Annotated in this window: 19 protein-coding genes and 3 pseudogenes; 9 read left to right on the forward strand and 13 right to left on the reverse strand. The window is 39.1% G+C overall.

The features are described 5' to 3' along the window. Window positions 1–206: 206 nt before the first annotated feature. Window positions 207–1,505: a hypothetical protein gene (locus FHG67_RS13280; RefSeq protein WP_004502018.1), complete on the reverse strand. Its 1,299-nt coding sequence runs from the start codon at window positions 1,503–1,505 to the stop codon at window positions 207–209. A gap of 1,457 nt (window positions 1,506–2,962) precedes the next feature. Here FHG67_RS13280 and FHG67_RS22885 point away from each other — a divergent pair. After that, window positions 2,963–3,095: pseudogene (locus FHG67_RS22885) on the forward strand (IS630 family transposase); the annotation flags it as partial. Window positions 3,096–3,161: 66 nt separating this feature from the next. On the opposite strand, the gene FHG67_RS13290 reads toward FHG67_RS22885, so the two are convergent. The 4 genes from FHG67_RS13290 to FHG67_RS13305 are packed head-to-tail and all read right to left on the reverse strand — an operon-like array spanning window position 3,162 to window position 9,366. Next, window positions 3,162–4,277: a sensor histidine kinase gene (locus FHG67_RS13290; protein ID WP_002620738.1), complete on the reverse strand. Its 1,116-nt coding sequence runs from the start codon at window positions 4,275–4,277 to the stop codon at window positions 3,162–3,164. An 18-nt stretch (window positions 4,278–4,295) separates the two neighbouring features. Beyond that, window positions 4,296–7,928: a response regulator gene (locus FHG67_RS13295; RefSeq protein WP_004499897.1), complete on the reverse strand. Its 3,633-nt coding sequence runs from the start codon at window positions 7,926–7,928 to the stop codon at window positions 4,296–4,298. Next, window positions 7,925–8,512: a chemotaxis protein CheB gene (locus FHG67_RS13300; protein ID WP_004499879.1), complete on the reverse strand. Its 588-nt coding sequence runs from the start codon at window positions 8,510–8,512 to the stop codon at window positions 7,925–7,927. The genes FHG67_RS13295 and FHG67_RS13300 overlap by 4 nt, the downstream gene beginning before the upstream one ends. Window positions 8,513–8,535: 23 nt before the next feature. Then, on the reverse strand, window positions 8,536–9,366 hold the full coding sequence (locus tag FHG67_RS13305) for a CheR family methyltransferase (protein WP_232423665.1): 831 nt from the start codon (window positions 9,364–9,366) through the stop codon (window positions 8,536–8,538). A 1,368-nt stretch (window positions 9,367–10,734) separates the two neighbouring features. Between FHG67_RS13305 and FHG67_RS13320 the strand changes: the two genes are divergently transcribed. After that, window positions 10,735–11,508: a lysophospholipid acyltransferase family protein gene (locus tag FHG67_RS13320; protein WP_004498157.1), complete on the forward strand. Its 774-nt coding sequence runs from the start codon at window positions 10,735–10,737 to the stop codon at window positions 11,506–11,508. After that, complete coding sequence (locus tag FHG67_RS13325; RefSeq protein WP_004498148.1) at window positions 11,505–12,449, forward strand: patatin-like phospholipase family protein; 945 nt, start codon at window positions 11,505–11,507, stop codon at window positions 12,447–12,449. The genes FHG67_RS13320 and FHG67_RS13325 overlap by 4 nt, the downstream gene beginning before the upstream one ends. A gap of 96 nt (window positions 12,450–12,545) precedes the next feature. Here the strand turns inward: FHG67_RS13325 and FHG67_RS13330 are convergent, their stop codons facing one another. Further along, complete coding sequence (locus tag FHG67_RS13330) at window positions 12,546–12,917, reverse strand: nuclear transport factor 2 family protein (RefSeq protein ID WP_004499962.1); 372 nt, start codon at window positions 12,915–12,917, stop codon at window positions 12,546–12,548. Between the two features lie 122 nt (window positions 12,918–13,039). On the opposite strand from FHG67_RS13330, the gene FHG67_RS13335 reads away from it, so the two are divergent. Further along, window positions 13,040–13,480 carry a MarR family winged helix-turn-helix transcriptional regulator gene (locus FHG67_RS13335; protein ID WP_004498229.1) on the forward strand — a complete coding sequence of 147 codons (441 nt, stop codon included), beginning with the start codon at window positions 13,040–13,042 and terminating at the stop codon, window positions 13,478–13,480. A gap of 649 nt (window positions 13,481–14,129) precedes the next feature. Here FHG67_RS13335 and FHG67_RS13340 read toward each other — a convergent pair. From FHG67_RS13340 to lipB, 5 genes and pseudogenes are all read right to left on the reverse strand, one after another. After that, a pseudogene (locus tag FHG67_RS13340) lies at window positions 14,130–14,268 on the reverse strand (DUF167 domain-containing protein); the annotation flags it as partial. Then, window positions 14,265–15,872 carry a murein biosynthesis integral membrane protein MurJ gene (gene murJ / locus FHG67_RS13345; RefSeq protein ID WP_004499899.1) on the reverse strand — a complete coding sequence of 536 codons (1,608 nt, stop codon included), beginning with the start codon at window positions 15,870–15,872 and terminating at the stop codon, window positions 14,265–14,267. The pseudogene FHG67_RS13340 and the gene murJ, both read right to left, overlap by 4 nt. Window positions 15,873–15,875: 3 nt before the next feature. Beyond that, window positions 15,876–16,799: an STAS domain-containing protein gene (locus FHG67_RS13350; RefSeq protein WP_004499976.1), complete on the reverse strand. Its 924-nt coding sequence runs from the start codon at window positions 16,797–16,799 to the stop codon at window positions 15,876–15,878. A 9-nt stretch (window positions 16,800–16,808) separates the two neighbouring features. Further along, window positions 16,809–17,858 carry an LIC_12071 family protein gene (locus tag FHG67_RS13355; RefSeq protein WP_004499900.1) on the reverse strand — a complete coding sequence of 350 codons (1,050 nt, stop codon included), beginning with the start codon at window positions 17,856–17,858 and terminating at the stop codon, window positions 16,809–16,811. Between the two features lie 167 nt (window positions 17,859–18,025). Then, complete coding sequence (gene lipB, locus FHG67_RS13360) at window positions 18,026–18,664, reverse strand: lipoyl(octanoyl) transferase LipB (protein ID WP_004498144.1); 639 nt, start codon at window positions 18,662–18,664, stop codon at window positions 18,026–18,028. 18 nt (window positions 18,665–18,682) lie between these two features. On the opposite strand from lipB, the gene FHG67_RS13365 reads away from it, so the two are divergent. The 3 genes from FHG67_RS13365 to FHG67_RS13375 all read left to right on the forward strand — a co-directional run bounded on the left by FHG67_RS13365 (window position 18,683) and on the right by FHG67_RS13375 (window position 20,522). Continuing rightward, window positions 18,683–19,216 carry a type II toxin-antitoxin system antitoxin SocA domain-containing protein gene (locus FHG67_RS13365; protein WP_004498217.1) on the forward strand — a complete coding sequence of 178 codons (534 nt, stop codon included), beginning with the start codon at window positions 18,683–18,685 and terminating at the stop codon, window positions 19,214–19,216. Between the two features lie 31 nt (window positions 19,217–19,247). Beyond that, window positions 19,248–19,583 (forward strand): aspartate 1-decarboxylase, encoded by a 336-nt coding sequence (gene panD / locus FHG67_RS13370; protein ID WP_002618693.1) that lies wholly within the window; start codon window positions 19,248–19,250, stop codon window positions 19,581–19,583. Window positions 19,584–19,673: 90 nt separating this feature from the next. After that, on the forward strand, window positions 19,674–20,522 hold the full coding sequence (locus tag FHG67_RS13375; RefSeq protein ID WP_004498223.1) for a hypothetical protein: 849 nt from the start codon (window positions 19,674–19,676) through the stop codon (window positions 20,520–20,522). 996 nt (window positions 20,523–21,518) lie between these two features. Here FHG67_RS13375 and FHG67_RS13380 read toward each other — a convergent pair. After that, a complete protein-coding gene (locus FHG67_RS13380; RefSeq protein ID WP_004498168.1) occupies window positions 21,519–21,761 on the reverse strand; it encodes a hypothetical protein in 243 nt (80 codons plus the stop codon). 10 nt (window positions 21,762–21,771) lie between these two features. Then, window positions 21,772–22,033: pseudogene (locus FHG67_RS13385) on the reverse strand (LIC12077 family protein). A gap of 127 nt (window positions 22,034–22,160) precedes the next feature. Here FHG67_RS13385 and FHG67_RS13390 point away from each other — a divergent pair. Next, window positions 22,161–23,642, forward strand: a complete 1,482-nt coding sequence (locus FHG67_RS13390) for an HDOD domain-containing protein (RefSeq protein ID WP_004498211.1) — start codon at window positions 22,161–22,163, stop codon at window positions 23,640–23,642. A gap of 6 nt (window positions 23,643–23,648) precedes the next feature. Then, a complete protein-coding gene (locus FHG67_RS13395) occupies window positions 23,649–24,440 on the forward strand; it encodes an ABC transporter ATP-binding protein (RefSeq protein WP_004499872.1) in 792 nt (263 codons plus the stop codon). Window positions 24,441–24,461: the final 21 nt, after the last annotated feature.

Consider the following 24,461-nt stretch of genomic DNA (forward strand, 5'->3'; position numbering starts at 1 on the left):
TGCTTCCTTTTCCAAATTCAGAAGCCTTATGCAGATCATAAAAACAACGAAGGTGGGATTGTATTTTTCAACCCACCTTCATCATTATAAATTTATTTTAAGTAGCAATTCAATTCATCATAACGAGCTTATAATGAATTGAACGACATTTCAATACAAAGTAAGAAAGTTTTGAACTAAGCTTTCTCGATTGTTCTCCTGTATAATTACCACAACCAGTAAGCCTCTAAGAAATCCGAATTCAATCCTAAAGCGGAAGGTTGTCTCACGACACATCTTCGATAAGGAGAAAACTCCCACTTATTGTAAGGCTTTCTATCAAAAAGTCCTAATATATCCGAAAAAGTTTGATCTACTAAACAATGATAATTGTAAAGTGGAAATCCGCCCTTATCCTTTACGTGTATTTTAGAAGTCTGAAAAAAATAAATATCCATGGAATCCGCGAGTTCATGACCTTGATCATTTACCGCATGAATTAAATTTTTTAATCCATTTTGCAACGGGTAACCCATATGGACTAAAACACCGACTCCTTTGAGAAGCATGTAGTGGTTAAAAAAATTAGCATCCTCGGACTGGACAACCAACCCTATGACAACGGAACCAAGAGTTATAATGTCTCTCCAAGGTCCTAAATCCGTTATCTGCCCCCGAGCGATGTATTTTAATATCGCTTCGTTGATTTTAGCCACCGGATTGATTTCAAAACGATGATCTCCATATCGAAGTTCTACGTTATGAGAATCTCGAACTCGATAATTCCCATTTTCATAATATCGCAAAAGACCCTCACAAATTTGAACAATATCCGGCTTCAATTCATCTACAAATACATAAGTCCAGTAAAGTCCGACGAGAGAATGGATCACCGCATCCAAAGAAAAATCATGTCTAAATTTATAATATTTATCTTCGAACACATAATCGACATATCTCATAGTTCCACAAGCCGCATTGTCAGGACGAACACCCTCTGCTCCATGTTTGTTACAAGATACAAATTGGTCGTATGCCTCTATATTGACGAAGTTTCGACCGAAACCTCCATTATTCAGAGATTGCATTAGTTTATAATAATTTACATATCTATTAATAAGAGCGAGCGTATCCGGATCATGGGTATTTTTATATCTCCAAGCCATCGCACCCAGGGTTACTCCAACATTGAAAGTTGCATCTCCGGCTTCCTGCCAATTATATCTTCCGATCCCGTTGAAGGCGACATTATCGAAAAAATCCAAACCTCGGTACTCGACTTGACCCAGAGGTCCGGTCAAATGTTTGGCGTTTTGGTATACTTGATCTTCTTTATACGAATTCATCTCCCCGACCAACCACGCCAGAAGCATAACTTTACCGTTCGAAGTCTTTTTTCCGGGAATACAAAACAACATCGTTGAAAAAACAAAAACGAGTAGAAAAAATCGAATCCCCATTCGAGCCATTTGTAATAAATATAATTTTGAAAACTTTGCTTTCAAAGTTTCTTGTTCCTTTTTCATCCTAACATCATACCCTTGCTTAATTTATTTTCAGTCTAAGCTATCTAACTTCGCTTTATTTTACAAAATAATGATATTATCAAGGTGCGGCTTTAGAAACTCGGACACACCTATCATTTTATAAAATCGAATTTCGCCTTATCGCGCTTACGCCAAAACAATTAACCTCCAAATCACATTCCATTTTTTTAATAAATATATCCTGCCTCACAAAGTCGAAAAAACATAACGCCAGAGTCAAATTACGCATTACCGTAGCGCCACAATTCCAAAATTTACGCAAAAAACTCAAATAACGTCCGCCAAGGAATACACGGAAATTGATTACATAAAACGTAATGCAATTTCAGATAACGCAACCTTCACTCAAAGTATAAATATCTGTCAAATAAAAAATATTTCTTAATAAATAATTAAATTTTTATAATATATATAAACGCCTAAAACATTCCCTGGGTGACACAAAATTAGTCCAATAAGTTCGCAAAAAACCTAAGGATAAAATCCAATCACTTTTAACAAACTCAAATAAACGGAATAAATACAAAGACTAGATCGAAATCGACTAACGTAAAAAAATGAGGATAAAAATCACACTATAGTAATAAAAATAAAATATACAAATGACAAATGAAGAAAACTAAAAGAGTTTTACTGATCTCTATAAAATAGAATGCCGTTACTACTCGGACGCGTGAAAATGATACTCGAAAATAAGCGGTCGGTTTTGCAAAAGTACAGCGGTTCTCAAAAATTAAGTCAAATCGGGAAATCCCGAATTTTTAAAGGAATATTCCAATATTCTAATTTTAGAAATAAATTTGTCATAGTATTCTATTCTTGCGTCCGAGTAGTAATTGAAGCGCAAATCCAGTGTTAAACGTAGAATTTCAGACACTCTATTATGTAGAAATGAGTAAAACATTCAAAAAATTAAGAATCTGTTTCAAAACCTTAGAATGTAGGAACGTTTTAGACGGAACGTAACTTCAAAATAACTTTTGAAAGAAGTAATGAGCGAATTTTTCAAGATAAGGTCATTTTTCTGCTGGATATTTCGGCGGTCGTTCAAATAGAAGAATTTCTAAGTTTATCAAAAATTGAATTTCAAATTCATAGAATTTTTATGTATGTATGCAAATCTCAAACAATCGTAGGAGTTGTACATTCTGTTTTTACTCATCTCTATAAAATAGAGTACCGTTACTACTCGGACGCGTGAAAATGATACTCGAAAATAAGCGGCCAGTTTTGCAAAAGTATAGCGGTTCTCAAAAATTAAGTCAAATCGGGAAATCCCGAATTTTTAAAGGAAGATTCTAATTTTCGAAATAAGTTTGTCATAGCATTCCATTCTTGCGTTCGAGTAGTATTTTGAATACAAATCCCACGTTTAGATACAGAATTTTAGACACTCTATTATGTAGAGATGAGTAAGAAATAAAAAAGGCAATAATGTGAGAAACCAAAAGAAACTCAAGGACTTAGAGAAGACAGATTCGTTTACTTGAGAAAGGCTATACATGTTATAGAGTAGCCAAAGAACTTGAAATCCGTAAGCAATCGATAATACGTTGGCGTGATAGATACGGACCCAAACGGAGTCAATACGTTCCATACTCGGATCCAAAATGCTAAATCAAAAGGAAAATGTACTCATTTCGGTAAGGAAAAATAAAACGTGGCTCCCTGATCCACTTCTCCCTCCGCCCAAACTCTACCTCCGTGGCGTAATACGATTCTTTGAACGATCGCTAATCCAATCCCTATTCCCTCGAATTCGCTATTTTCATGTAATCTCTGAAATACTCCAAAGAGTTTGTTCACATATTGCATGCTAAAACCAGCACCGTTGTCTTTTACATAATACGTAATTTCTTTTTCTTTCTCCAAATATCCGATTTCAATTTTCGGATTTTCCTTTTTAGAAGAATACTTAATCGCATTGGATATGAGATTGATCAAAACTTGTTTTAACAACTCCGCGTCACCCATAATAGGGGGAAGATCCTTCACTTTCAATTCCAACTTTCCCTTCTTTAAATCCTCCTGAAATTCCTCTAAAATCTTATTCACCAATTCGTTCATATTGATCGGATTTTTCCTCATATCCTTTTTTCCCAACTTGGATAAAAGTAGAAGACTATCAATTAGACTACCCATTTTCACGGAGTTTTCTATGACTAATCCGAGTATCCTTTCTCCCTCTTCGTCTAACTTATCTTTATAATCCTCTTTTAATATCTTTGTGTAGCCTCTTATTCCACGCAGAGGAGCTTTTAAATCGTGGGAAACCGAATAACAAAAAGCATCCAACTCTCGGTTCGAATATTCCAATTCTAAATTTTTCTGCTTGAGGCTTTCGTTCAACTCGAGCAGCGTAATATCCTGAATATATTTATCTATAAAGAATTGAACCTTATTGATTAAAATCTCAGGTTGAAACGGTTTTGTGATAAAGCTGAACGCCCCTTTTTCATAACCCTTAAATACGTTCAGATTGTCCGTATAAACCGCGGAAATAAAAATGAACGGTAAATGTGCGGTTTTACTTTCTTCCCTTATGATACCCGCCAGTTCGTATCCGTCCATCTCCGGCATTTGTATGTCCAACAAAGCCAAAGCGAACTCATGATGTAAAATCGCCTTCAGAGCATCGTTCCCGCTAAGAGCTTTGACGAGTTCTACGTCCAAATCCTGAAGTACGACTTCCAAAGCGATCAAGTTTTCAGGCTTATCGTCTACAATCAATATTTTCGGTTTTAATTTCATGATCTTTAACACAACCCGCTATCTGCTTAACCAAACCCTCATCAAGGAAAACAATCGCTCCACATCGACTGGCTTGGATATATAATCGTTCGCGCCTGCATCGATGCATTTTTGTCGATCATCACTCATTGCCTTCGCCGTAAGAGCGATAATAACAATATCCTTGTGCTTTAAATTTGCGCGGATCCTCCTCATCGCCTCGTATCCGTCCATCTCCGGCATCATAATATCCATAAGAATCATATCGATATTCTCGCTTTTGGAAAGAATTTCCAAAGCGTTATTTCCGTTTTCAGCTTTTAAGACGTCCATCCCCTTTTCGCTCAGTATTTTCGATAACGCAAAAACGTTTCTCATATCGTCGTCTACCAGCATAATTCTCTTTTGAAACAGAACAGCATCCTTATCATATAAGCTATTTATAATATTTTGCTTCGATTCGGGAAGATTATTGATCATTCTATGGAGAAACAAAGCGGTTTCGTCCAATAGCCTTTCCTCGGATTTGATTCCTTTTATGATGATACTTTCCGAATACTCTTGGAGTTCCTTGTCTTCCTCTTGCGTAAGCTCCCTTCCAGTATAAATGACGATCGGAGGAATCTGTTTTTCTTTGATCTTTTCCATCTCGCGTATCAAATCGAAACCACTCATATCGGGAAGACCAATATCCAAAACGATACAATCGAAATGATTCTCGCTATAAACTAACAACGCTTCCTTACCGGAACTGGCTTCGAAACATTTCACATCATCGTTTCCAATCAATTTTCGCGTCGTATTTCTCGAATTTTCGTCGTCTTCGATGATCAAAAGATTTTTCATCTTTCTGCTAATAAAATGTTCGATGCGATTTAAGGCTTCATCCAACTGTTTCTTATTTACAGGTTTCTTAATATACTCTACCGCCCCATCCCGAATAAGTTCGAGGGAATATTCCTTTGCAGAAATTATATGAACGGGAATATGTCTAACCGACTGATCCGCTTTTAATTCGTTCAATACAGTATGTCCGTTAATTCCAGGTAAATCCAGATCCAAAAGAATCGCGTGCGGTTTGTATTTTCGGGCCAAAATCAATCCATCTTCTCCAGTCGCTGCGGAAACACATTTGAATCCTTTTTCGTTGGCTTGTTTAAGTAGAATCGATGCAAATTTTAAATCGTCTTCGACGATCAAAAGAGTTTTGTCTCCTTCAGCAATTTCATTTCTATCGTCCTTCAACGTATGATAATTTACGAATTCGTTTTGATCTCGCTTTGCAAAGGCTTCGAAGTTAGTAACAACTCTTGTTTCTTCTTTTGGAATTGCAGTCTCATTCCTTTTCCCCTCGATCGGAAGCAGTAAGGAAAACGTGGAGCCTTCGTTCACTTTACTTTTGAGATGAATTTCTCCTCCCAATAACCTGGCAAGTTCTCTGGAGATCGATAAACCGAGCCCGGTCCCCCCGTATTTTCTACTCGTACTTCCGTCCACCTGTTGAAACGCTTCGAAGATCGCCGAGTATTTTTCCTCCGGGATTCCGATTCCGGAATCGATTACGGAAAAAAGAATTTCATTGGAATTTTGTCTTTTGACTTCCAATTGAATCCTTCCGCGTTCCGTAAATTTTAACGCATTTGAGATTAAATTTTTCAAAATTTGATCCAATCGTTGGGGATCAGTACGAATCTTTTCCGGCAAATCATCGTAATAAATCAGATCCAAATCTAGTTTTTTTTCCGTTGCTTGGAATTTAAATCCGCTTATAAGATCTTTTATAAACGTCTTGAGTTCGACTTTTTCCAGGTTAATCGACATTTTACCTGATTCTATTTTGGATAAATCCAGCACTTCGTTTATCAAAACTAAAAGATCATTACCGCTTTTATAAATGATGTTCGCGCTTTCCACCTGATCCTTATCCAGATTTTTCTTTTTATTGTCTGCAAGGTCTTTAGAAAGAATCAATAGGCTGTTCAAAGGGGTTCGCAATTCGTGGGACATGTTCGCCAAAAATTCGGATTTATATTTCCCCGAAAGTTCCAGCTGTTCCGTTTTATGCTCGATATCGTTTTTCGCTAATTCCAATTCCTTATTTTTCATTTCTAAAATTCGAGTCTGTTCTTCCAGTTCCTCGTTAGAAACCTTTAACTCTTCCTGCTGTTGCCTTAAAATCTGGGTCTGCTCCTCCAATTCCTCGTTCATCTGTTTTAGTTCTTCCTGTTGAGTCTGAAGTTCCTCACTTTGAATCCGAGTTTGTTCCAGAAGTTCTTGAACACGCCTTCTCACTCTGGAAGAATTGAAACTGATTCCTATACTCTGAACGGCTGCACTGACAAATTCGATTTCGGAAGATGAAAAGGAATCAAGCTTCCCTAATTCGATCACACCTTCCGTTTTCCCTTCGAACATAAACGGCACGATCAGGATTTCTTTCGGTTTTGTGTCGATTACGGAGGATAAGATACGAATCGATTCCTCCTCTACATTCTTCAAAAGAATCTGTTTTTGGTCAGCTGCCGCCTGACCGATCAAACCTTCATTCAAAATAAACTTTTCAAAAGAACGATCGGTAGAGGTAAAACCATACCTTCCGAAAATCGATAAGGAATACTCCTGGTCGTCGCAAAGATAGATCGCACCCACGCTAGCCTTTAAATAATTGGATAAAAAGATGATGACATCGTTTGAAAGAACCGACTCCGCCTTATCGCCCCTTAATCTTTCATTGAGAAGATTTTGGCCGCTCGTTATCCAATTATGCTTTTCATTTTCTTGGGTCTTTTTTCGAAGAGAGGAGGTCATCGTACGCAAAGAATTTCCCAAAACGTCCTTCTCCGATTTCGGTACAAAGTCTATGAGATAATTTCCGGAAGCTACGTTATTCGCATTATCCGTTATTTCCTTGAAACTTTCGCGAATCCTACTTAAGGATTCGTACACGGCTCGGAGTTCGTCATTTGCGAAGTCCACCAATCGATTATCCGAAAATTCCCGATTGGCGATCCTTTCCGCTTTCTTCGCGATAAACTGAATTCTCAGACTAATCGTTCTTATAATCCAATAAGAAATTGCAATCTCGATGAGAAAACTCGTCAGAACAAACAAAACTAAAAAAAGAAGCGTAAAATAGTATCTTTTCTCGTTTTCCTGCTTATCCGTTTGGATTTCTTTCTCGCTCTTTTTTACGAGATAGTCTAATGTCTTTATAACAGAATCTCGTATAATAAGACCTTTCCGAATGGAAATTTCAAATGCCCTATTCTCGTCACCTTTCAAAGCGAAAAACACAATTTGAGCCACATCGGACTTGTACGTAGCCCACAAAGACTTAAAATCATCAAGCGCCTTTGATCCATCCTTGTCGATGTACATCTCCAATTCGATCGCCTTTTGATCGGCCAGATCTACCGCCTTATAAAGCCGATCCTTATAATAAAGCTTCTTAATGTGATCTTTTTCTATGATGATATTTTTTTCGTGACGCGACGCTTCCAAAACATCGATTAAAATCTCATGAGACAAACTTACTTTTTTTGCGGATAGATTTACGATTCGTTTCAGTCTCTCATTCGAATCAGAAAGCATCTCAATAACGAACAAAACGCTGATAAACAGTATCGTTAGAATAATGGAAAACCCGATGATCAGTTTTCGTCGAATGGTCATGTATGCCCTCGGTTTAGATTATTTTGATCCAATCTTATCAGTAGTTCCGTAATCTTTTCCAAAGAAAGTATATAATCCACCGGTCCCGCTCTGATAGCAGATTCTGGCATCAAAGAAACCTCGGAGTATAATGGATCTTGAACGATCGCCAAGCCGCCGTTTTCTTTTATCTTTTTTAAACCCTTTGCGCCGTCCGAATTTGCACCCGTTAAAACGACTCCGATCAACCTATCGCCGTAAGCATCGGAAGCGGATTCAAATAAAACGTCTATAGAAGGTCTCGAGAAATTCACTCGTTCACTAATCGAAAGGGAAAACGTCCTATCCTTTTCAATCAATAAATGATAATTAGGCGGGGCCGCGTAAACCGTTCCCGATTCGATCTTTTCCTTTTCCTCCGCCTCCTTGATCTTGATATTACACAGATCTCCGAGAATCCTAAACCATGTACCATCGGAACGGGGACCGGTATGCTGAACGAGAACCAGCGGGATTCCGTATTCCGCGGGTAAAGACGGTAATATCGCTTTCATCGCATTCATTCCCCCAGCGGAAACTCCTATCACAATCGCCTCGTATTCCATACGAATTTTATAATATGACTTATCTAATATTTTTTCTTGTATATCTTTTGTTTCAAATCTAGCGCATCGTATTTCTCCCGTAAATCCCCATAAGAGATTCCCTCTTTGGAGCCCAAGCAAAGAAACCCTCCGTTTACGAGGCTTTCAAAAAAAAGACGATGCACTTTGCTCTGCAGATCTCTCTTAAAATAAATCAAAACATTTCGACATAACACAAGATTAGCTTCCGCAAAAACACTATCCGTCACTAAATTATGATTAGCCCATACGATATTCTTTTTCAGCATTTGATTCATAATTACCATCTCCTGATCGGAAGTATAATAATCCGAAAAGAATCCCTTTCCTCCCGAAAGTTGATAATTGATCGTGTATTCCTTCATTGACTCATTTCTAAAAATGCCCTCCCTTGCCGTATTCAAAGCGCGCTCATTAAAATCGGTGGCATAGATAACCGACCTATCATACAAACCCTCTTCTCTAAGAACGATCGCCATAGAATACGCCTCTTCTCCGGTAGAACAACCCGCATGCCAAATCTTTACAAATGGATACGTTTTTAAAACAGGAATGACCTTTTCTCTCAAACACGCGTAAAAGTCAGGATCACGAAACATCTCCGTAACGGTGATCGATAAATCCTGCAACAACCTCGCGGCAAAAGTTTTGTCGTGTAATACCTGATCCTGCATTTCGGAAATATTATTGAAACCCGAAAGTACAAGTCGGCTCATCAGCCGTCTTCGTATATGAGCTTCGGAATATTGTCTGAAATCATAACCATATCTTTGAAAAATTGCCTCCAAAAGAAGATCGATTTCGATGTCCTGAGTATCCTTAGACGTCATAAACATTTCTTCCGATTCAGAAGATCTCGTGATTTTCAAATCGTAATAGAACTTTCTCCTATTTTTACCGATCCCTATTGAAATAGAATACCGTTCATTTGAGCATAAATCCCGTTTTTAGACGCAGAATTTTGGGCACTCTATTATGTAGAGATGAGTAATAAAAAAAATCCTTACAGAATAAAATTAACCTCGTAGACACAATCCGGCGACTTTATTTGAAAAGAATTACTTAATTGAACCGTCAAAATGAATTTTGATCAACAACTTATTTGAAACAGGTTTAATTTTTAGGAAATTTCGTTTTACGAAATATAAATTCCTTATTATTTATATACTAATTTTCTCATTTAAAATCATATCCGGAAGAATATTCACGAATTTTAATCTTAGAAAATATAGAGAAAACACACCGGCTTTTTCCATAAAAATCACAATCCATACCGAACTTTTATCACAAATCCTTTTCCAAAAACCTGAAAGAACTCGCCTCAAAACCACTTATTGAAAAAATTAAAAACAATCATTGAACTTGCGAGATACGAAATAATTTTCTGATTACCTTTCCTAACGAATCAAAATAACTCCGAATCGGTTGCGCCAGTTATTATTACCGATTCCTATAAAATAGAATACCGTTCATTTGAACACAAATCCTACGCGTGAACGCAACTTTTTAGATAGTCTATTCTGTAGGAATGAGTGACTCTTACGACGATTCTAACGTCTGGACTTTCCTTTAGATTTACCAATGAGGAGTTTTTTATCTTTTTTTTCGAATATGAGATCGAATGTTTCTATTGATGAACAATCTTCGAAACCGAACCTTCGTCTAAGCACGAAGCGAAAGTTTTCGGTTTTCTATCATTCTTCCCAGAAAATATCAGAATTGAGTTTAAAGTTCCTTGTCATCGTCCGTATCATAAACGTCGGCCCACCCATTTTCATGCAAAAATACGCAACCGACTTAGCGCGATCCATAGGATTTTTACCGGTTAAACCCCTCGAACGATTCCTGAATCCAAAGATATCCGTCGCTCCATATAATATAATTTCTAACATTATAATATTTTAAAATTTATCTATGAATATTTTTAAAAACACCTGCGTTTCTTTTCTTGAAATCTTCCATGACAGGCTTGATCAGACTCAAGACTCTTTGAGAATTGTACGCCATTACGGCCTGACAGAACGCCAATATTACTCTTATAGGAACCCCGATTTCGATTGTGCGCGTTTTTTGCGACGAAAAATAAACTCATCCTCGGAATTGCAAATTATTTTTGTAACAAAATGGGACGTAAATTTCTGAATTGAAAAAAAGAATTTCTTTTTTTTGTAACCTTTCCTTTTATTCTGACTCAGATAGTACGTATGAATTCTCAAAAAACTTGCGTGAATGAAAAGCAAAATAGAATCGCTAAAAAACAAAATGTTCCCGGCGACGCGGAGCCGGGCACACATCCGGGCAGTTCGCTTCGAGCGCGAAAAATTCTTCGTTGGTTTGGAAGAATCTACGGAAGCATTTTTTATAAAACCGACGTCAGCGGACTCGAAAACGTTCCGAAAGAAGGAACCGTTCTTGTACTTGTAAAGCACCAAAGAAACGATGACATTCCTGTCGGTCTTGCAAAAGGGTTGTATAAAGCTCGTTGGGATATCTGGGCGATTATGAAAGACTCTATGGCCGCTCCAATATTTTTTAATTTCTTTTTAAAGTGCGGAGGAATCCCTCTCAATCGGCTCGAACCCCGCAAAAGCAAAAGAGATCTTCTTTTTGCAAGGAAAGTATTATACAATGGTAATATGTTGGTCATCTTTCCCGAACAAACCACAATTCCTTACAGGATGGGAAGGGGAAAGCCGGGGGCATTTCGTTTTATTGTGGGAAAACCAGAAACCCCTCTTCCGGTTTTATGTTTAGGCCTAGACTATCAGCCCCGAGGTTTTTTACGAAGAACGAAATTATCGATTCGAATCGGAGAATTAAAGTATTTGAATCCGAACGAGAATCCGGAGGAATTTTTACACGAACGCATGCACGAAATCGCGAGTCTCACCAATCTTACCTATCCATTCGAATTCAAAAAATCTAAATTAGAAAGTTTTGAAGAACTAGATTCTACAAAGGTTGAATCGATCACATGAAAATTCCAATAGCAAAAGGAAGTAAACGCGCCCTTCTGGTGGAAGGGGGCGGGATGAAAGGGGCATTTGCCGGAGGCGCGCTGCATGCTCTGCATACCCTGGTTTCTCCGAAACATTACGATTTGGTCGTAGCGGTTTCCTCCGGTGCCTGTTCGGCCGCTTATTACGTAACAATGCCCGAACCAGAGCCCGAAAAAAGCTTAAAAACTCTTGCGATTTGGTATATCGAACTCGCCGGAAGAAAACTTATCTCTCCCTTTCACCCTTTTCAGGGAAAAACTTTTTTAGACCAAGAATATCTCGTAGACGATCTGTTCGGACGCAAATATCCCTTACCGGCGGAGAATTTTGAAAAGTTCGGTCTGCCCGAATTAAGAGTCGCGGTCAGTAATCTTCAGACTCGAACGATCGAATATGTGCGCGCAACTTCCTCGAATATATTCGATCTTTTGAAAGCGGCAACCTCTCTTCCGATCGCAACCAGAGGAAAACATAAAGTGGACGGGAAATTATATTCAGACGCGGCAATACTCAACCCACTTCCGTTGGGAGATTTGATCGAAGCGGGTTATAAAGATATCACCGTTGTCTTAAATTCTCCCGTGGAAAGGATCTCTCCTCCGTTCGGAATGCTGACCAGTCTTCTGTCTTTTCCAAAAGACTGGAAAATGGCAAAACTGATGAACAGATGGCACCATCACCATTTCAATCTTGCGCGAGCAGTCGCACAAAAACCTCCGAAAGGGGTTCTAATTCATACGATCTCCCCTGAAAATCCTTTGCCGGTGACTCTCGTTACCACGAATGCAAACAAACTGAAAGAGACGGTAAATTTAGGAATTACCAAAGGAGAAGAAATTGGAAAACACCTTTCGAAACTTTTCACGAAAGATAAAGACGAAAAAAAGAAATCCGTCTCAAGAAGAAAAAAGTCAAAATAAAACCGTTATTTCGACCTATAGGCGAAACATAAGTCCGATCACAATCAGGTGGGAACAAAACGGGATAAGAAAAATAACTTCTTATCCCGGCTAATATCAACCGAGAGTATAGTAGAATCTTTCGTGAATGATTTTTCCGTCTTGCCAAGTTTGAACACTTGCTTGTGTCGCTTTAACATGTCCCCATTCCTTATGAACATAATCGACTACCCACTCGACAACACTTCTATTTTTTTCTTCGTCCACGATCGTACCTAAAACTTCCGCGTGGTTCCATTTCGCTTTGGATACAAAGTCCTTTTCTCTCGCAAGATTCGCCTCAAAACCAACAGTAGGATTCTGCGTATTTTCCTGCATTACTACGTTTGGGTGATAGAATTCTTCAAAGGCTTTGATCACGTCGCCTGCGAGAATCATTTCGTTCAATTTGGAAACGCTTTTTTTGATACCTTGTGTTTGTGTATTCATCTTCTTACTCCTTTTAAATTCTTACCGGGTAAAATTCGGAAAGAATTTTAGTTGCAATTACAACTATTCCATCTTACGAAATAATGATTGCAAATGCAACTAAAAATTGAGCTTTGATTTCAATGAAGGAAAAATTATCGAAACAGTCGATCGACACATGGGCCGCCGGATTGAAATTTTATACGTCCGCTTCCTCCAAAATCGAATCCGACCTTACGAAAATGAAGGCAATTTCCCTCACCTGGTACGACATACTCTATTCAGTCTATACAAAACCTAAAAAACGATCCAGAATGTCTGATATCGCCGAGGAAATTATTCTCAGTAAAAGCGCGTTGACACGCTCCGTCAATAAACTGGTCGCCGAGGGTTTTTTAAAACGAGAAAGAAGCGAAGAAGACGCAAGAGAGTCCATCATAGAAATCACTGCTTCAGGAATTCAGGCTCTAAGAGACTCCTGGCCGATTTATGAAGAAGGTATTCGGGAAATTTTCGTTTCCAAACTGACTCCCAAAGAAACAAACGAACTTTTAAGAATTTTTAGAAAGCTGAACCAAGCCTAAAAGTCTATCTCAAAAAGTTGCAAAAGAATTTTGAAACGATTTACATAAATCTTGGCAGCTTACTACTCGGACGCTTGAAAATGATACTCTAAAATAAGCGGTCGGTCTTGCAAAAGTACAGCGGTTCTCAAAAATTAAGTCAAATCGGGAAATCCAGACTTTTTAGAGGAATATTCTAATTTTCGAAATAAGTTTGTCATAGTATTCTATTTGTGCGTTCGAGTAGTAATTTGTAAGTTTTAAAAAAGATAAACTTTAGAAGTTTCCTTCAAATATAATTTAACGTGAGTTCGACCTAAGAAATCCATGATTCATTTTTCTATAGAAAGCCGGAATTTGAACTTTGTAAATCTATTCTTAAAATGTGGGAATTAGAGCAAATCGCGATTTTACGAACAAATTCTAGAAGTAGGAACTCCTACTTCTAGAAAATCCTTCTCATTTTCAACCACCGAACTCACGTTAATTTTAAAATATCCAACGGATATTTTAACCAAAGATAAAGTATCTTTGAATGGGTTTTTAATCTTCTTCGTTCTTACCGAACCATAACGAAACGTAACGAAACGTAATTCCTATCGTCTCCTCCGAATCGATAATAAAACGGAAGCCAAAAATTATATTCATTTTTTTGATAGTAGTGCAGAGGCGAAATCGTTTCGATCACCGCTTCCGTTCGCCTTTCCGTCCAAACCGAGTTCTCGAACCGCGATCGTTATAGACCCGTCTTCCTCTTTTCGAAAAAAAACCTTCTTTGAATTCGGTTTAACGCGAACTGTGAATTTCATTCTCCCGCTTCAGTAGTTCGACTCTTTCTGCGAAATTTTCCGACTAAAAGATATACCCCATCCACCCTAAAAATGAGACTGAAAACGAAAAAAATCAGAACTGCAGGAAGAATTGTCAGACTTAAATGAATTCTGGAAGCCTGCACGTAATCGATCCCTATCGATTCCAAGTAGTTTAAAATAGGAGAATATAAGAATATTTGATGAAAGAAAAGAAAACTCCCCAATAACAAAAACGGAATCGACATTCTGGAAACTTTTCTCATCAGCTCGTGCCAAGGGAATCCGATCTTGTGTCTTTTTAAAAAGATCCCCAAAAGAAGAAAAGTAATCATAGCCGAAAGCGCGGAAGAAAGAGCGATAGCGGAGTGTTTTAAAAACCAAACTAGGGACAAATTTAGAATGATATTGATCGTAAACGACACGGACTGGATGCGGAGAGGAGTTTTGGTATCTTGAAAAGCGTAATAAGAAGAAATCAATATTTTATTGATACTAAAAAAAGGAATCGCAAGGGAATAAAAGATCAAAGGCTGAGTCGCCGTATGAGTGGCAAGATGGTCCCATTTTCCGCCGAAATAAATCGAATCCAAAATCGGCCCCGCGAGAAGAACCATTCCAATCGCGGCGGGAACCGTCAAAAATAATGCGAATTCGAGAGCGGCGGCAAGTTCCTGCCTAAGGGAGGACAAACCCTCTTTTTTTAGGGATTGTAAAAGGGCGGGAAGAATCGTGGTCGCAAGGGCAACTCCGATGATCCCAGTAGGCAATTGAACCAGTCTTTGGGAATAATCCAAACTCACGACCGCACCGAGCCCGGGGTTGCGATTTTGCACCCAGTTCGCCAAAAAAATATCCACAAGAAGACTAAGTTGATAAAATCCTCCGCCAAGCGCGGCGGGAAGCATCAGCTTAAAAATCTTTTTGATCGCCGGATGTTTCCAATTCCAATTGATCTTGGGTATGTCTTTTTTTTTCCAAACGTACCAAACCTGGACCAAAAGTTGTAAAAACCCTCCCGTGACGATCGCGAAACAAAGTGCAATCACGCGATCGTGAACGCCTTCCACGAACGGAAATAGGCAGATGAACACGAAAAGATAACTTAAATTTAAAATGATCGGGGAAAGAGAAGGGACAAAAAATCGGTTCTTCGAGTTGGAAATCGCCATAAAGATAGCGGACAAACTCGCCGTAACGATTAAGAAAAACAGAATATACGTAAGTTCTATCACCAAATCGGAATATTCTTTCGTTCCTCCGACGAGAATCGGGAGCAAAAAAGGAGAAAAAAGAAATACGATTGCTACAAGAAGAGATAAAACAAAAAACAAAAAGGACAGCACCGCACCGCTCATCACTTTCGCTTCTTCTTCTCCGATCTTCCCGGACTCCGAGTAAAGAGGCATAAAGGATTGGGAAAGAGTTCCTTCCGCAAGAAGGTTTCGAAACATATTCGGAAGACGATACGCCACCGAAAACGCGGAAGCAACCATTCCGGTTCCGAAAGAAACCGCCATAAAATGATCCCGAATCAGTCCTAAAATTCTAGATAAAAATGTGTAAAAAGAAAGTGCAATACTTCGCGATGCGGCGTTGGACAATTCTCAAGTTCCTATAAGTTTTTCTAAGTATCGAACTCCGTCCATAGTGTTCAAGTCAAACTGAATCTGACAAGCCGGACACCGGTATCTTCCGGGTTTTGAAACTCGAATTCTCGAAGAACAAGCCCCGCAATAAATAATTCTTTTGGGGAAATTCCTTTCGGTTTGAATCGCTTTTTCAAAAACGGACTTTACCGAATATACTTCGGAACTTTTATCCGAAACGAAAGACTCTGTTACATCGGATAAGGAAGAATTCTCAGAAAATACCGAAACTTCTTCTTGAGAAATAGAAGGTTCTTTCTTCTCCTTTTCTTCGTTTAAAAACGCCCGCAATCTTTGAGATTGACTAGAAATACCGTGAGGATCTTCAGTTTTTAAAGTCTCCGGTTCGGAAATTTTTTGAGTCTTATCCGATTCGATCTCAAGTTCGGGAACGGTCTGAATCTCCGGAACATACGAGCGGGAACCACGAGGAGCCGCGCCTTTTGGAGAAGAACCGGAAGAGTAGAACTGTACAGGAGAATTTCTTTTGATCCTTGAAGTTGAAGTCGAAGCGGGTCGATTCCTTCTCCGGTCCTGAATTTTGATCAAAGAAAGATATTCCTCGGCGCGTTGAGGATCCTCAAAAAAAGCGATCGATCTACCGAAACCTAAAAAGCTCAAAAGGGTTTTGCATTCTTCGTTGAACGCGCAATAAGCAGAAGATGCTCCTCTGTTTTTCAAGAAGTTCTCGAATCTTGCAAGAACGCAGATCCCTTCGGATTCTATATATTCCAACTCTTCGCAAGAGAATAAAAATTTGCGAATCCCCTCTTCCCATTTCGATTTCAAATAGGAATAAAAATCCTCCGCACTCACAGAGTCCAAATGTCCTCTAAGTTTGAGTTTGAGAATGTCTCCGGAAAGTCTGGATCTGATTTCCACTTCTGTATCTTACCCTAAATAAATCGCGTCCAAAACTTTTTCAGCGGCAATGTCCGGATTGAATTGAGAAATGATCGGCTCCGTTTGCGCCGCTTCAACCTTTTGTTGTTGAATAGTCGATTCAGTCTCGGAATAGGAAACCGCTTGAATTGATTCGACCGGAGCGGCAACGGGTGTCGTTTGCACGGAAGCGACCTCGACGTTTTCCGTAGGACTTCCCAGACTTCCGGGAAAAACGACCGAATCCAACGGACTGGATTTTTTTACAAGAACGGGAACGTGAGTCGAGTTTGTATGAGAAACCTTTTCCACAAGTGGCTTGGAATTCCTATCCGGAACCAATTTTTTTGTGGGATTGCCCAAGGTTAGTAAGAGATAGATACATTCCAAGAACACAGCGGCACCGAGAGCGATCAAAGAATCATTTCGAAGAAGCCATTCCAAAAGTTCCGTTTGCCGAAAGACGAACTTCCGAAAATTACCTCGATCATAGATCATATGAATCGCCGCCACCCTCTCTAATTTCACGGGGTGATAAACTGCCGCGGAAAGAAGAATTTCAGGTTCGTTGATCTCCGGAAAAAAACTTTCGAACTTAGAAAAGAAAATACTCTTAGAAGCTTCCTCCTTTTTTCTCAAAAGGACCGGAATGCCAATCTGCCACTTACGAAGACGAAAAGCTCTCGTATATAAAGAATCCTGATACAAGGCAACCGGCTTTCTTTTTTTTAAGTTTTCCCCGAGATATTCTGAATTGGAATGAGCGAGAACAATTCCCACCTCGTTTGTCAAAAAGATCTCTTTGATCGCGTAACCATCGGTGTCTTTGTCGGAAAGTTTAACCAATCTGGAAAAAACGAAGTTCATATCGTCGTAAGAACCGTCTGCGCCGGAATTTTCGGCCGCTTTTGCAAGAGTGCCCAATGTATCCCTGGCTCGATTATCCGAACCGACTTTCAAAAGTTCAAAGGAGGCCAAAGAAGATTCCAAAAAGGACCATACAACGGCTCCGAGTGCAATTGATTCGCAAACGATCAACAGCAACAGAAAATAGAACATGCTTTTGAAAATTCTCACTCTGAGACCTCTATCCAAACAAATCGGTAGAAAAGAGATTTTCTCTTGAGGAGAAAAAAGAATTCCAACTCACTTTTCGTCGAAAACAAACGATTTTGAAGAATTCGGAATGATCTCTAAAATCTTATTTTCTCCTAAGAATCGTCATATTACAGGGTTAATTTCGAAATAGGTTCCAGAAAAGAACCCAAATTCGTTTTCATAAGAGAAATAAATTGGTTCCTCTTAGTAAAATCGAGACCGAGTTTTTCCACGCTGGTCATATCGGTCCAATTTCTACCGCAAGGATTGATACAACGAAAAGCTGTAAAATCGTTATTCAAATTGAACGCGACCCCATGACTCGTAAAAAAGGATTTAAAGTTCACGCCGATAGAACAGATCTTCTTGGAAGGATTCGATTCGAGATACAAACCGGGAGAATCCGAATCGGTGATCAGATTCAAACCCCAGGTTACACGAGCAGAATCGATTACGGACTGAAGCAAATTCTCCAGATAAGAACGGATCGAGAGATTTCTTTTTTTTAAGTCCACGTGAGAATAAATGACGAGCTGACCGGGTTCGTGAGCCGTAAAATCCCCGCCTCTTTGGATAAAGTGGACCTGAATTCCCTGAGATTCTAGAAATTCCCTTCCCAAGAGAAGATTCTCCGGATTATAATTGATTCCGCGGGTGATTGTGGAAGCATGTTCCAAAAATAGAATACATTCCCTCCGGAACTTTCGCAGTTTTTCCTGCATTTCCAAGTAACGGAGGTAAGGAATTTTTTTCCGAAATTCGACCATTCTCACAAGATTCTTTATATGGAAAAACTCTTAGAAGTCATCTCTTTTATCCTTCAGAAATCTCCTAACGGAAGAGACCGCCTATCCCTTTCCAAGCTGATTTACTATGCGGACGGGGTTTATTTTCAGAAGAACGCAAAACTCATCACAAATCAGACATACATTCATTTGGAGGACTCCCCCTGTGCCTTGGATTTCCAATCGGCTTTGCTTCATCTAAGGAAAAGCGGTCTAATTGATATACAACCCAAATTGACGGAAAAAGGGATCTCCGGATTTCAAATCGTCTGGACGGGGGAACCGGGAGAAGAAGCCATCGACCTCAATCGGCAGGAAAAAAGAATCATTCGTAAAGTTTTGGAAAACTTCAAAAATGCGGTTTATGACGAGAATCGCGTATATCCGAACCTGTACGAAAACTATATCATTTCCCCTCTTTTTGCGGAAATTCCATTTAGTATGGATACTTTAAATACCAAAATTCACTTTTTTAAGAGGAAAACGCTTTTAAATATCTCCGGTAAAATTTTTAAGGTACTATTTAGCGAGTAAGTAGCGGGGCCCTAAAATGCAGATAACCGTAATGAAAGGTAAAATTCACCGGGCTACGGTAACGGACGCGGATTTAAATTACGAAGGCAGTCTGACCGTGGATATGGACCTTGTAGACGCTGCAGGAATGCGCGTTTATGAAAAGGTTTCCGTGGTAAACGTAAACAACGGCGCTCGTTTTGAAACCTATATCATCGAAGGAAAGCGAGGTTCCGGAGAAATTTGTCTGAACGGAGCGGCCGCAAGACTCGGTATGAAAGGCGACAAAGTCATTATCATCACCTATGCCCAAGTGGAAGAAACAGAACTTCCTCCCAACTACACTCCCAAAGTAGTCCACGTTGACGAAAATAATCGAAAACGTTAATTTTTACCAAAAAACGGCTTTCCCAATCTAAGTTCAGGCTTTTTAAAGGCCGATATAAATTAGTAAGAATTCGATCGGACCAGAATAATTATGAAACCTTTTTTAAGAATCCTTGTTTGCCTGCTATTTCTTTTCGTTGGCCAAATGACCTTTAGCCAGAACGCAGAAAAACCCGATCCGAACAAAAAGGACGGAGGAACAGAATACTATCCGTTGGCGTATTACGACGAGCGCCTCGCTGTTAAGAATATTTCCTTCTTTCGCAGACATTCGGACAATGGTAAGGGAGAATTTCTGGACGTAATGGTGGAAATGGAAAATCGAAACTTCGACGCCGCAAAGTTTTCCATTTATATTTTAGCAGTGAACGAAACAACTGCTGTAAGTGCCGAAAAAAGGGATCTCGTTCCTTTTCCAAAATGGAGGGGATATGACGCAGAAAATAGCACGCTTGTAATCAATTTTCAAAACTTAATGCCTCAGAAGTTAGATTCTAAATCCGTTTGGGGAGAAGAAAAATACAACAAGGCAAAAAAGGATTACGACGATCGTATCGCTCGAGGTGAAATTGTAAAGATGTCGCTTCCGGCACTAACCGAAATCATCACTTATCTCACCAATCATTCGGAAAATGCACTCGAGTTTACAATCTATGGAGAACAAGGACCGAAAAAAGATCAAGTTCTCATCAGTAATTTCGTGGATCAAACCGAAGAGGAAAAAAAGAAACAAGCTCACGAATCGCTGAACAAACATACTTACACGATTTATAATGCGAAGTATAAGACGACCCTGATGTCTCACCATTACACGGAATACAGACCCGGCTATCTAACCTACAACAAGATTGTAATCTTAATTTTCAATCCTTTGAAAGAAAAGAACAAACTAGTTTATAGAAAATTCATAGACGTTGGCAAAGTCAAACTTCTCAATTAAATACTTTTTAATATAGGCGGAAATTTTCCGCCTATTCGATTTCCTTTCCTTTTTTTCAAGCATAGAAATACAATCATGTTGCCATACATCGGCAAAAGATCCGTATCAACAAGAATAACGGAAGTTGCCAAACTATTAGATTAAACTAACGTGAGTTCGGCGTAACAAATGCGAAAGCGATTCTATGTTTCGATCCGTAGAGAGGTCCCACAAATTAAGAAGGCTTTTGGAATAATAAGGATCAAAAACTGATATTTTTCAAGTGTTCCGACAAGAATGATACTTTTTACTTGCAAAAAGTATCATTTTCTGATAGAGAAAAATCTCCCGAGTTTTCCTTCCCGCCTCCAGGCTCAATGATTTGCTCCCTACGGGTCGCTCATCACCCACCACCCAAAATCAGGGGAAACTCAGGCACAACGCTTCCTAAGGGTCGCGTTGTGGAGCGATCGTTTTACAGAAGATTGTCGGAATTCCGACAGATTTATCTTCGGATTCAAGTATTTATGGGTTGGTATGTTAGAGAGCAACACTTTAGTTTCTTATTCGCCCAAACTTTCTTACGACCTGCTCACGTTAAACTAAGAAAATTAGAAAAAACTTTTCTAAGAGTTTATTCCAAAACATTAGAAAAATCAGTTACAATCATTCGGTAAGTTCGTAATAAAAAATGTAGGAGTTCCCACATTTTTGTGAAACTCAGCGTCTCGCTTCTATGGGCGCTCGATAGAACTCAGCGTCTCGCTTCTATGGACGCTCGACAGGATTTGGGACAGATTCTAAAAGAAATTTCGTCTTACTCTTTTTAAAGAATACTTAGAGAAAATCTCTATAAAACGAATTTTTATTGAATGATGGTTACTAAAGCGGCATTTCATACAGAAATTTAATTTTAGAGCCGTTATTTTTGGATTTTATAAAGTTTTATTCAAAAGATTCTTTTACATTCAAAACAAAAAACATGGATAAAGAATAAAAAAGATTCTACGGAAACTTTCAAGAAGACTTTGGCTGTTTCTGATAACGCTCGATACTCTCCGGCGCATAACGTGTAGACCAATCGACCTCGTTCATATTTTTTTCAACCCAACCGGTGCCATGATCCCAGCGCCCATCAGAAAGAAAATCAAAGAAATAGGAAGAATTCATATATCGATACGAATCCATAATATCGAGAATGTCCCGTTTTACCGGAAAACTCTGGGCGTTTTCGCTTTCAGAAAAGAAGCTATTGTCCATCGGCTCAATCTTAAGAACCGGTTCCGGGACTGTCCATCCTTTTATTATGTTCGCATCGATCCCTCGTCCCAAAGCGTTAATTGAGTCTCTTTTTGTGCACGGTCCGTATGTTCCGGATCTGCTCCGTCTTTTTGATTTTTTTTGGTATGAAACAACTCCTGACGTCGTTTTCTCGTTTTCTGAGCCTCTTCCAAAATTCCCTCCAATTTTTCTTCTAAAAAATAACGAAGTTGCCGGTCGATTTCGTTTTCTGTTTTTCTGACCAAAGCCATCTTTACCCCCCAGCATCCGATCTCGGATACTGGGAAAAGAATACAAAATACCCCGGACAAAGATTTTCGGAAAGACTGGATTTATTTGGGAAACGCGGAAAAAATTGTTCTGAAACGGGCAAAGTAAATGCTAAACATACCGGAACTTACAGAAACTCTCCTCAGCGGAAAAGACATAGATATCGAATATAAATTTGTGTCCGAGGAAGACCACCAACAACTCTATAATTTATTGCTTAATATTCTCGGAAAGATAGACAGACTTTTTTTAACGGAAGTCATTTCCACGATCCTAAAAGAAATTCTGATGAACGCGAACAAAGCGAACGCAAAGCGGATTTACTTTCTCAAAAAGGATCTAGATATTCATAATCCGGACCATTATTCGAAAGGAATGAAAACCTTTCAACAGGAGATAACGCATCATTGGGACGAACAGAAGGAGATTTTGCAGAACAGCGGTTTTCAAATTCACTTTCGCGCGAAGATGGTGAATAACAATTTCGCGATTTTGGTGGAAAACGATTCCGCTCTTTTGCCACAGGAACTAGATAGAATCAAAAAAAGAATAGAATCCGCTAAAAAATACAATGATCTTTCCGATGCGTTTATGGACATATCCGACTCTCAGGAAAGCGCGGGACTCGGTTTGGTTTTGATTCAACTCCTTTTGAAAAACTCTGGGATCGGTTCTGACAAATTCAAGATCGATACGGACGGGAAATTGACAAGAGCCACCCTTGTAGTACCTCAACAAATCGTTCCGATCGAAATCACCACAAAACTCAAAGAAAAAATTCTGATAGAGATAGAAGGATTACCCCCACTTCCGAACACTCTCACTAGAATCATCTCGTTGTGCAACAATCCGGATTCCGATCTTGGAATTATTGCAAACGAAATCGAAAAAAATCCGGCGCTCAGCGTAGACTTGTTAAAACTTTCCAACTCGGCGGGATTCGCGAGCAGAAATAAGGTCAACACGATCGTTCAAGCTGTTAAGGTAGTCGGCCTTAAGAACGTAAGAAATCTTCTCTATGTTTCGGGAGTGAGAAAGATCATGGACGGACGTTATGCGAAATTACAAGAAGTGTGGAACCATTCCAATATGTGTAGCTTTTTCATTCGTCAAATAGCGGGCAGAGGTGGAATGAGTAGGGTCGCGGATATTGCCGCCGCCGGAGCTCTACTTCACGATTTGGGAAAATTCATCCTACTTTCACTCAATCAGAAGTTATTCATAAAACTCACAAATTATCAAAAAGATCGGGACTTCGGAAGCTCCACCATTTTAGAGGAAATTTCAATCGGAATTTCCCATCCTACATTAGGCGCTCTTTTGGCTAAAAAATGGGACTTTCCTCCGGATCTAGTTCAAATGATCGAATTTCACCATAGACCTTTTATGAACGTAGACAGCGTGTATCACGACTTAGTGGAACTCGTTTATCTCGCCAATATGATGATGGATTATATCGATAAGAAAGCTTCCTTTTTCACGATAGACGAAACTATACTTCGTAAATACGATTTTGCAGATAAGAAAACATTCGAAGAAACCTGCGAGAAACTAAGAAAGTTATACGAAATTGCGAAAATGGAGAACTAAGGCCGTTTGAAAAACGATTCTTTATTGTCCATCGAGAAAATCAGTTATAGACCGACTGGAAAAACGATTTTAGATTCGGTGAGCTTTGAAATCAAAACAAACGAACACTGCGTTCTTTTGGGAAGAAATGGAGCCGGAAAAAGTACTCTTGTCAATCTGATCTACGGTATGATCTGGGCTACCTCCGGTAAAATCCGATTGTTTCAAGAGATCTACGGAGAAATACCAATCCAGGATTTGAGAAAACGAATCGGTATCCTGGACTCCTCCCAACAAGAGAATTCACTTCAAAGAAAACTTACGGTAAAGGATGTAATACTAACAGGACTCTTTCACACGATCGGTTATTACCGTGGCCCATCCCCGGAAGAAGAAGCCAAAACGTTACAGATCCTAAAAGATGCGAATCTATCCTCCAAAAAAGATCAGCTCTATACCACTCTCTCCTCCGGCGAAAAGAAAAAAATCTTATTCTTGCGAAGCCTCGCAAACGAACCGGACTTTCTTATTATGGACGAACCTTGTTCTTCTTTGGATCTGACCGCAAGAGAGGATTTTTTAGGATTCTTAAAAGAATATCATTCTAAAAAAAAGTTCACGTCTCTTTACATCACACACAGACCGGAAGAAATTCCGGAATTCTATTCCCAAGCGGTGTTGTTGAAAGACGGAAAGGTAATTCATTTCGGTCCGATCGAAGAATGTTTTACCGAAAAAAATCTAAAGGATCTGTACGATATTCCGCTTCAAGTTCAAAAAATTGAAGGTACTTGGTCCGTGATACCGAAACGAAAATGAAAAGTGTTTTTATCTTATGAA

The organism is Leptospira weilii, assembly GCF_006874765.1.
GTDB classification, from domain to species: Bacteria; Spirochaetota; Leptospiria; order Leptospirales; family Leptospiraceae; genus Leptospira; species Leptospira weilii.

Excerpts from the sequence above, each read along its gene's own strand:
- FHG67_RS13280 (WP_004502018.1), bottom strand. The coding sequence starts at position 1,505 with ATGAAAAAGGAACAAGAAACTTTGAAAGCAAAGTTTTCAAAATTATAT.
- FHG67_RS13290 (WP_002620738.1), bottom strand. The coding sequence starts at position 4,277 with ATGAAATTAAAACCGAAAATATTGATTGTAGACGATAAGCCTGAAAAC.
- FHG67_RS13295 (WP_004499897.1), bottom strand. The coding sequence starts at position 7,928 with ATGACCATTCGACGAAAACTGATCATCGGGTTTTCCATTATTCTAACG.
- FHG67_RS13300 (WP_004499879.1), bottom strand. The coding sequence starts at position 8,512 with ATGGAATACGAGGCGATTGTGATAGGAGTTTCCGCTGGGGGAATGAAT.
- FHG67_RS13305 (WP_232423665.1), bottom strand. The coding sequence starts at position 9,366 with ATGTTTATGACGTCTAAGGATACTCAGGACATCGAAATCGATCTTCTT.
- FHG67_RS13320 (WP_004498157.1), top strand. The coding sequence starts at position 10,735 with ATGAATTCTCAAAAAACTTGCGTGAATGAAAAGCAAAATAGAATCGCT.
- FHG67_RS13325 (WP_004498148.1), top strand. The coding sequence starts at position 11,505 with ATGAAAATTCCAATAGCAAAAGGAAGTAAACGCGCCCTTCTGGTGGAA.
- FHG67_RS13330 (WP_004499962.1), bottom strand. The coding sequence starts at position 12,917 with ATGAATACACAAACACAAGGTATCAAAAAAAGCGTTTCCAAATTGAAC.
- FHG67_RS13335 (WP_004498229.1), top strand. The coding sequence starts at position 13,040 with ATGAAGGAAAAATTATCGAAACAGTCGATCGACACATGGGCCGCCGGA.
- FHG67_RS13355 (WP_004499900.1), bottom strand. The coding sequence starts at position 17,858 with ATGTTCTATTTTCTGTTGCTGTTGATCGTTTGCGAATCAATTGCACTC.
- lipB (WP_004498144.1), bottom strand. The coding sequence starts at position 18,664 with ATGGTCGAATTTCGGAAAAAAATTCCTTACCTCCGTTACTTGGAAATG.
- FHG67_RS13365 (WP_004498217.1), top strand. The coding sequence starts at position 18,683 with ATGGAAAAACTCTTAGAAGTCATCTCTTTTATCCTTCAGAAATCTCCT.
- panD (WP_002618693.1), top strand. The coding sequence starts at position 19,248 with ATGAAAGGTAAAATTCACCGGGCTACGGTAACGGACGCGGATTTAAAT.
- FHG67_RS13375 (WP_004498223.1), top strand. The coding sequence starts at position 19,674 with ATGAAACCTTTTTTAAGAATCCTTGTTTGCCTGCTATTTCTTTTCGTT.
- FHG67_RS13380 (WP_004498168.1), bottom strand. The coding sequence starts at position 21,761 with ATGGACAATAGCTTCTTTTCTGAAAGCGAAAACGCCCAGAGTTTTCCG.
- FHG67_RS13390 (WP_004498211.1), top strand. The coding sequence starts at position 22,161 with ATGCTAAACATACCGGAACTTACAGAAACTCTCCTCAGCGGAAAAGAC.